Origin of the sequence: Clostridium sp. (assembly GCF_051650885.1) — a bacterium.
Taxonomy (GTDB): Bacteria; Bacillota; Clostridia; order Clostridiales; family Clostridiaceae; genus Clostridium.
This window is the reverse complement of record NZ_JBOFRG010000243.1, coordinates 1-6,350: the sequence shown is the minus strand read 5'-3', so window position 1 is coordinate 6,350 and position 6,350 is coordinate 1. Positions and strand designations below refer to the sequence as shown.

The 6,350-nt window shown below is 29.6% G+C and carries 7 protein-coding genes; all 7 read right to left on the bottom strand.

All coding sequences use genetic code 11. The features are described 5' to 3' along the window. A partial coding sequence (locus ACRC28_RS11635; protein ID WP_438543610.1) for a class I SAM-dependent methyltransferase occupies positions 1 to 685 on the bottom strand: 685 nt, incomplete at its 3' end. 31 nt (positions 686 to 716) lie between these two features. Next, positions 717 to 1,709: a tyrosine-protein phosphatase gene (locus tag ACRC28_RS11630; RefSeq protein ID WP_438543609.1), complete on the bottom strand. Its 993-nt coding sequence runs from the start codon at positions 1,707 to 1,709 to the stop codon at positions 717 to 719. Positions 1,710 to 1,840: 131 nt separating this feature from the next. Further along, complete coding sequence (locus ACRC28_RS11625; protein ID WP_438543608.1) at positions 1,841 to 2,689, bottom strand: ABC transporter permease subunit; 849 nt, start codon at positions 2,687 to 2,689, stop codon at positions 1,841 to 1,843. Then, positions 2,686 to 3,390 (bottom strand): PhnE/PtxC family ABC transporter permease, encoded by a 705-nt coding sequence (locus tag ACRC28_RS11620; protein WP_438543607.1) that lies wholly within the window; start codon positions 3,388 to 3,390, stop codon positions 2,686 to 2,688. Before ACRC28_RS11620 ends, ACRC28_RS11625 begins: the two co-directional genes overlap by 4 nt. A 98-nt stretch (positions 3,391 to 3,488) precedes the next feature. Further along, positions 3,489 to 4,253, bottom strand: a complete 765-nt coding sequence (gene phnC, locus ACRC28_RS11615) for a phosphonate ABC transporter ATP-binding protein (RefSeq protein WP_438543606.1) — start codon at positions 4,251 to 4,253, stop codon at positions 3,489 to 3,491. A gap of 12 nt (positions 4,254 to 4,265) precedes the next feature. Then, positions 4,266 to 5,297, bottom strand: a complete 1,032-nt coding sequence (locus ACRC28_RS11610; protein WP_438543605.1) for a PhnD/SsuA/transferrin family substrate-binding protein — start codon at positions 5,295 to 5,297, stop codon at positions 4,266 to 4,268. 15 nt (positions 5,298 to 5,312) lie between these two features. Further along, positions 5,313 to 6,107, bottom strand: a complete 795-nt coding sequence (locus tag ACRC28_RS11605) for a PHP domain-containing protein (RefSeq protein ID WP_438543604.1) — start codon at positions 6,105 to 6,107, stop codon at positions 5,313 to 5,315. Positions 6,108 to 6,350: the final 243 nt, after the last annotated feature.

Below are 6,350 nucleotides of genomic sequence, written 5' to 3'. Positions count from 1 at the left end.
TAAATGTTTCTTCATCCATATTATTTAAAGTTTGTCTCATGAAATTTGCATGCCCATCTGCTGCTATTATTTGTATTCTTTCAACTTTTGCTATTTCATTTATTTTATCTATATCTTCTATTCTCACATAATCATAAAGGTCTTCTTTTTTATTTACAACATGGAAGTTCTCATCAACTTTTCCTTGGCTTATTGCTTCTTTTATATTTCCTTTTATAAATCCATGAGTTAGAATACTATATTCATTCATTAAATATGCAACTAAGATATATCCACCTTTTTTAGTTACTCTTTTTGCTTCTTCTAAGGCTTTTACTCTATCTTCTATTGTATATAAATGATACATTGGTCCAAATACAAGTGTCATATCAAAGGTATCATCTTTAAACCTTTTTAAATCTAATGCAGTTCCTTGATATGCTTTTACATTGCTTCCTTTTGACTTTAAAACGCCTAGGTTATGTTTTACAAGCTCAACTGCTGTTACATCATATCCTTCTTCTGAAAGAGGAATTGAGTATCTTCCTGTTCCTGCACCAACATCTAAAATTTTAGCTTCTTCCATTCCCTCTAAATATTTATGAATATATCTAAGGGAAGTGTAGTATTCAACCTTTGCATATCCTCTTGTAAGTCTTTTGTCCTCACAAAATTTATTATAATGTTTTTCTAATTCTACTGTCATATTATCTCCTATATATCTCTATTCCATCTTTTTATTCTAAGTAATTATCTTTTATTTTTTCTATTTCTTCTTTATTTAATCCATATTCTTTTAAGAAGTAATTTTCATAATTACCATACTTCTCTTTTATCTCATTTAATGATGCTTCTATAAAGTCTTTTTCTACACCTAATATGTCTCTAAAAATTTGCATTGCCTCTTTTGGTAATTTGTCCTCATAAAGGCTTAATATATTTTCATTTGCTTCTTTTCTGTAATCATTACTTTTCATATAATCATTTATTATGGTATCTTCATCTACTCCAAGTATAAGAAGTAAAAGAGCTGAACCAAGTCCTGTTCTATCTTTACCTGCTGTACAATGTTGAAGAATTGCTCTATTATTATAATCTTTAAATACGTTTATAAGCTCTCTATAAGCTTCATTATCAAAAGGCATAGTTTTATAGCTTTCTTTAAGCATATCCATTGGAGTTACTTTAGCCTTTCCTTGCATATAATCATAGAAATATGCTTCCATATCAAGATTTTCATTATCTAAAGTATTCATAGCTGAAATATTTATATTTTTTACTCCATCAAACTCCATATCTTTAAGCTTTGATGATTCTCCTTTTGAACGATAATCAAAAACATATTTTATTCCAAGACTTTTAAAGTAATCTAATTCACAATCTTCTACTGCACAAAGTGCTTCTGATCTATAAAGATTCCCCCATTTTACATATCGTCCATCTTCAGATTTAAATCCACCTAAATCTCTAAAATTACAGAAGTTTTTAAGCTTAACTAATCTTTCTCCTAAAGTAAGCTTTTCTTTCCCTACTTTAACTATATAAAAATTTCTATTATTAACATTTACATCTTTAAATTCTATTTCTTTTCCTTCAAAGCTTCTAATAAACTTTTCATCATCACCTAAATAATTTTTATAAAAAAGCTCTCCATTCTTTACTTCTTTATTTAAAACTATTTTTAAGTTATCATCCTTAAGTCTTAATAATTCTCCACTTAATTTTTCCATTTAAAACACACTCCTTAAATTTTATCCTATTATGATTTTAACACATTTTAATATTAAAAAATATGTATACTAAAAAGCCCTCTTAATACAACAAAAGCTAATTTTAAGAACTCTCAAAATTAGCTTTTATTTTAAATATATCTTTTTTTAATTTCTGTTGATGAGAATTCTAATATCATTGCAACTACAAGTATCATTATTGCTATAAATCCTACTTCTTGCACATTAAAATAAAAGTTACTTGACATGAATAGCTCAAATCCAATTCCTCCAGCACCTGCTGCTGCTCCCATTGCTACTGCATTTGTAAAGTTTATTTCAAATCTTAAAAATGTCCAAGCCACTATATACCTTATTGAAGATGGGATTACAGCTCCAAACACTATTTGAAAAAAGTTTCCACCACAACCTCTTATAGCTTCTATAACTCCATTATCAAGCTCTTCAAAAGCTTCTGAATAAGCCTTTATCAAGTATCCTACTGTATGAAAAGTCATTCCTATAACTGCAGCTTCTGCTCCAAGTCCTAAAACAACTGCAAAAATCAATACCCATAGTACTGTTGGAATCGCCCTTATTAAAGCTACAAAGCCTTTTATAAATGCACAAGTTCTTTTGCTACTTAAGTTACTAGCTGCAAATATTGAAAGAAAAAGTGCTATAATACTTCCTATTAATGTTGTTAAAAATGCTAAGGATATTGTGGTTAAAACCTTTCCTAAGCCTTGTATAAATGAAAAATGTGTAAGCTCTGGACTTAAAAACATAAGCTTCACATTCTCCATAGTCTGCCCTAAGGCTTCCATTAAATTTACTCCTTTATAATCAAAGGTTAAAAATCCTATAACAGTTAAAACAATAAGAGCTATTATTGTTCCATTTATATAAATTCTTGATTTATCATAAGTCTTTATTTTTATCTTTTCTTTTTTATTTTTCTTTTCCTTAATCTTTACATTTTCAATTCCAAGTTCACTCATAAAATATTACTCCTTATTTTATTTGATAGAATTTCTATTAAAATAACTGCAAGGATTATGCTTATAACAATAAGTCCTGCCACGCTATAATTCATATTTTTATAATATATATCAAAAAGAAAGCCTATCCCTGTTCCTGTAAGAATTCCAATTAAAGTTGAACTTCTTATATTTGTTTCTACCATATATAAAATCCAACTTATTATCTGTGGCATACTTTCTACGATTACTCCAGTTTTTATAATTGCTAAAAACGATGCACCTGTACTTTCTAACGCCTCTACTGAATTTTTGCTAGTTTCATCAATAGTTTCTATAAATGCTCTTGTAAGAGTTCCTAAAGATACAAAAAATAAAGCAAAATATCCTGTAAGTATGTTTTGTCCAAAAGAAAGAAGAAACACCATAGCAAAAACAGCCTCAGGTATATTTCTAAAAATTGAACCAATGCTTCTACTTATAAAGCTAAATATGTTATTTATCCCTGTTATTTTTGAACCTAATACACCTAAAATAAGAGCAAAGAATGCACCAAAGGTTGTAGCTCCTATAGATAAAAGTATTGTTTCTAAAAGCTTACTTAAAATCTCTGGAAGCTTCACTATAGCATCACTTGTTGGAATAAAATTTTGAAGAAGCCAGTAAAGTCCACTTGGGATTCCTATAAGCCCCTTAACTATATTAAAATCTGCTAATTTCATAAATACTACTGCTAAAATTATTAAGAGGAAGCCTCCCTTAAAAAAGCTTTTCTTCCTCTCTAAAAAAATATCATGTCCTTCCATGGTTTCTCTCTCCCCTAATCAATTATTAAATCACCATCATTTGTTCCATAAATCTCATGGATTATATAATCATCTAAATCTTCTGGCTTTCCATCAAAAATAACTTTTCCACTGTTTATTCCTATAATTCTTTCTGAATATCTTTTAGCAACATCTACTTGATGAAGATTTAAGATAACTGTTATCCCAGTTTCATCATTTATTTCTTTTAAATAATCCATAATGATTTTTGATGAGCTTGGGTCTAAAGATGCAATAGGTTCATCACATAAAATAAGCTTTGGGTCTTGAATTAATGCCCTGCATATGCCAACTCTTTGCTTTTGCCCTCCACTTAACTTATCACATCTTTTAAAGGCTTGGTCTTTAACTCCAAGCTTCTCTAAAAGATGAAATGCCTTTGTTTTTTCTTCTTCTGTATATCTTCCTAAAACTCCATCTAAGGTACTTTTATATCCAAGCCTTCCATGAAGAACATTTTCTATAACAGAAAGTCTTTCCACTAAATTATAATGTTGAAAAATCATTCCTATCTTTGTTCTATGCTCCCTAAGCTCCTTTTTATTTAAATATCTAACTTCTTTATTATCAAAAACAAGCTCACCTAAGGATATATCAATCATCTTATTTATACATCTAAGAAGAGTAGATTTTCCTGCACCTGAAGGTCCTATTATAGATATAAATTCCCCCTTTTCAACTGAAAAACTTATATCATCAAGTGCTTTAGTGCCACCCTTATATTCCTTACATAAACCCTTTAAATCTAGCATTTCCATCTAAAATTCTCCTTACTTACTAAGTTCTCTAACAGGATTAAACCATGAATCTTCTACCTCTAAAAACTTTTCTTTATCAGTTTTAGTGAAGAAGCCTTTTCCATCAGAACCTTCTTTTATAAATATCTTTTCATTATTTGTAGTTTCTTCTCCTGTAAAGGCATCCTTTAGATTCTTTATCTCTTCATCACTTAAAAGATTTTCATTAATTACAAAGGGTGAGTTTAAAACTGGAGTGCTGTTTATAGCTACAAACTCTTTTCCTTTTAAATTTTTAAAAGGCTCATCTGCATTGTCCTTAATCTTATACTTTGTTCCAACACCATTAAATTTTCCATCTACAACATCAATATAATTTATCATTACAGTATCACAAAAAGCCGCAATATCTGATTTGTTAGTTAATAAGTTTACAGCTGCTCCCTGATGAGACCCTCCAAATAAAACTTCATTAAAAAACTTGTCTTTTCCACCTTGCATTAAATCTTCTGCTGTAAGATTATCTTCCTTAAATTCCTTTACAATTGAGCTTGAAGGAACTTTAAACCCTGAAGTTGAGCTATTAGACACAAAGCTCATTTTCTTTCCTTTAATGTTTTTTATAAAATAATCATTTCCCTCTTTATAATCCGTCTCTTCTCCGCTTCTTACAGAAAGCCAGCTATAATAAACTGCATCATCTAAAGTTCCTGATGGTCCTGATGGAACTACTAAAGGTGCAATTTTATCATTTTTATTTTTAGCCTCAATATACCCTTGTGCACCTGTAAAACCAATTTCAGCACCATCATTTGAAAGAGCCTCTATAGCCACTAAATAATCAGTAGTAAGCTTATGAGTAACCTTTCTACCTGTAGCCTTCTCCACAATCTTTCCAATCTCTTCTCTAGCTTCTTCTAAATCTCCACCACTTTCATTAGGATACCAAACAATTCTTATATCCCCTTTACTACCTTCTTTTCCATCAGTCCCCATACATCCAACAAACATAGAAACACCAATAGTTAAAGCTCCAATTAACGATAAAATCCTCTTCATTTTCATCTCTTTATTTCCCCCTTAAAAAATTTCTATATAATTTTCAGGACACAAGCAACTTCCAAGCCTAGACTTTCCAAAAGCTCCATGATAGTCACTTCCTCCTGTTAATATAAGTCCATATTCATCTCTAAAGATTCGTACTCTTTCCTTATCCCAATTTTTTTGAGATGGATGATTTATTTCAATTCCATCTAATCCAACTGATACAAGTTCCCCTATAATTCTAAAAGAATCAAGTTCTGCTGGATGTGCTAAAACAGCAATTCCTCCATCTTCTTTAATAGCCTTAACTGCATCAAGTGCATCTACATATTCAATATCCCTATCTAAAGGTCCACCATTTTTAAAAACATTTCTATAAACACTTCCATAAATCTCACTTGTATACCCTTGTCTTATAAGCTCCTCTAAAATATGTTGCTTATAAAGAACCTTTCTATCTTTTAAAATCTTTTCTTTATCAACCTTATATCCAAGCTCTATTAATCTTTCTAATTGCCATAAACTATTTTCATTTCTCTTCTCTAAAATAGGCTTACATAGCTTTTCAATATTTTTTCCTTCGTTAAATTTATATCCTAAAATATGAACCTTTCTTTTTCTTCTAAAATCATAAGCAGAAATTTCAACACCTTTAATAACAGAAACTCCAACCTCTTCTCCAAGATTTATAGCTTGGTCTAACCCCTCAATAGTATCATGGTTCGTTAAAGCAATTTTCTGAATTTCTAATTCCTTAGCTTTATTTAAAATTTCAATAATAGAATCTTTTCCATCAGATATATTTGAATGTACATGCATATCAATCTTCATAAAACCACGCCTCCCTTTTCTTTTCTTTTCTAAAGTATATCTTGGCGCTATGTTAGATGTCCTTTAAGTATTGTTAAATCTTTTTTATTACATAAAAAAACTATTTCGCTATAACTCGAAGTAGTTTCTCACATCACTAATTTTTTTTCATACTATACAATAATAATATTTTTTTATTTAAGGAGGTTTTATTTATGCCATCTGTTTCAGGAACTTTAAAACATGCTGGAACTCGAAATGGAT

Bases quoted from the DNA above. Each gene is read 5' to 3' on its own strand.
- ACRC28_RS11630 (WP_438543609.1), bottom strand. From the start codon at position 1,709: ATGGAAAAATTAAGTGGAGAATTATTAAGACTTAAGGATGATAACTTA.
- phnC (WP_438543606.1), bottom strand. From the start codon at position 4,253: ATGGAAATGCTAGATTTAAAGGGTTTATGTAAGGAATATAAGGGTGGC.
- ACRC28_RS11620 (WP_438543607.1), bottom strand. From the start codon at position 3,390: ATGAAATTAGCAGATTTTAATATAGTTAAGGGGCTTATAGGAATCCCA.
- ACRC28_RS11610 (WP_438543605.1), bottom strand. From the start codon at position 5,297: ATGAAAATGAAGAGGATTTTATCGTTAATTGGAGCTTTAACTATTGGT.
- ACRC28_RS11605 (WP_438543604.1), bottom strand. From the start codon at position 6,107: ATGAAGATTGATATGCATGTACATTCAAATATATCTGATGGAAAAGAT.
- ACRC28_RS11625 (WP_438543608.1), bottom strand. From the start codon at position 2,689: ATGAGTGAACTTGGAATTGAAAATGTAAAGATTAAGGAAAAGAAAAAT.